Below are 1,744 nucleotides of genomic sequence, written 5' to 3'. Positions count from 1 at the left end.
GGCTAGACCCTCCGCTGGGATGGCCTTGGTACAAGCACGGTTGCTTTTATCCGGAAGATAAAACGTCAGAATTCGATGGTCCAGCATTGGTTACCGATAAGACAGCACTGGAGCTTGCTGAAGGCAGCGATCTAGAGATTGGTATTGTGAAAAGAACGTGTGTAGAGGCGAATCGAAACTATACAGACATCGTCCTGGAATCTGACGAACTCGAATCCACCGAGGTTCGAGTCAAAAACAACGCCGGATTTCTCCTGGGAAAGCTATGCGTGCTCGACAGAGCAAAAGACACCATCTGGCCCTTCTATGAGCCGGACTATCTCTTTTGGCTCTACGATGCCGATAAATTTGGATACAAAATACCACCCCCCAAGATACAGCCTCTTAAAAAGACTGATCAGAAAAAACTGAAGAAACGCGAGATGGTAAAGTGCAGCGTTTGCGGCTGTAAGGTGTCCAAAAAGAAATTACGGAGACACATGAGGAAAGTGCATATCGAACTCGGGCATTAGCTGAGGCCGACTACTTGCAGCCAGTTTACGATGACATAGGTAAAGAGTTTTGGCCGCCGGGTATTTCCCTTGGTCATAACACCATCAAGTGGCCGGAGATTGATTCCATAAATTGAGCGCTTGGGTCGCAAAGCGAACATTCAGATGGTGTGATAATGTCAGCTGTAACCTGCGCATTTGTAGTGAGGAGAGCGAACGAAAAATGCATCCGAGTTTACGGCAATGTTGTGCATACCCTTACCGTATCACTGTAATCAACTCCATTAAGTGTAAAATGCAAGCTGGTCAAGAGTCAGAATGGTCTGCAAAGCACGCGTCATAGTGTAACTTTCTTGGGGCGCTGCACCATGACCTACTGCGTGACGAGAGTTGGCTGCTCCTGTTTGCGTGCTCGGATTGAAGTTGGCAAACGTATATCCTCTCAGGTATCGGCCAAATGCTTCTGGGAACAGCAAAGTATCAGAACTTCCTGCTTTTTTCTCGGCCGAAGCCGCTGCGAAGTCCAACAAGGTCCTTATCTTCGCTCCCTGGCCATGAATAGCTCGGTGCGCTTCATTGAGCACACCCTCTATCTCAGTGAGTAGAATCTTAATTACTGCTATCGGCTCGTTATTATTGAACGCATCTATCGCCGCACTCATCAACGCTGCCTTCGCACCAAAGTGCGGCTTAGCTTGCCAACGCTCAAGTATACGGTTCATACGCTCGGCGTTGAATCCTGCAAGGACTTTGTCTTCTATTTCGGTCATATCAAAGCGAGCTTCGCAATGATTCAAGATATCCTTGAACTCACTGCCAATAATCTCCACGAACGGAAACCATCCTGCGCCTGATAGACGGTCAAATGTCGAAGCCTCTCGCAATGCTTCGTATAGATGCTTGTAACGCATTTGGCGGTACAGAGCGCCGAGAGTTTTATTAAAAGCTTCAAGATCGAGCTTGCCATCTGGATTCATATCAAAGGCGAATCCGAAGCGCCAGTCTTGCCGAAAAAGGCAGATGACCTTGTCCTCAGCACCGAAATTCACACATGGAAAACTCATAGCCGTTACGTCTGCAATATCATTTTGAAATACAACGGTACCGGCTTTAATCGCTCTCTTAACGGCGCACTGGATGCTTACCGCTGCGGTATCAATCCACAGCTCCGCGCTATGATCAGGCTTGAACACTAGCAATACAATGTCGGCTCTAGTTAAATTCACAGCAGTGCCCGCTTGTCGGGCCATGTG

1 protein-coding gene and 1 pseudogene are annotated in these 1,744 nt (G+C 48.0%); one reads left to right on the top strand and one right to left on the bottom strand.

The features are described 5' to 3' along the window. Positions 1-512 (top strand): annotated as a pseudogene (locus tag ACN0IC_RS15270) (hypothetical protein); the annotation flags it as partial. A gap of 263 nt (positions 513-775) precedes the next feature. On the opposite strand, the gene ACN0IC_RS15265 reads toward ACN0IC_RS15270, so the two are convergent. Then, the coding region (locus tag ACN0IC_RS15265) for a hypothetical protein (RefSeq protein WP_416879609.1) at positions 776-1,744 on the bottom strand (969 nt) is incomplete at its 5' end.

It is taken from the genome of Litorimonas sp., from assembly GCA_029936425.1.
Taxonomy (GTDB): Bacteria; Pseudomonadota; Alphaproteobacteria; order Caulobacterales; family Maricaulaceae; genus Litorimonas.
The sequence above is the reverse complement of the archived record's forward strand: the minus strand, read 5'-3'. Positions and strand labels throughout refer to the sequence as shown.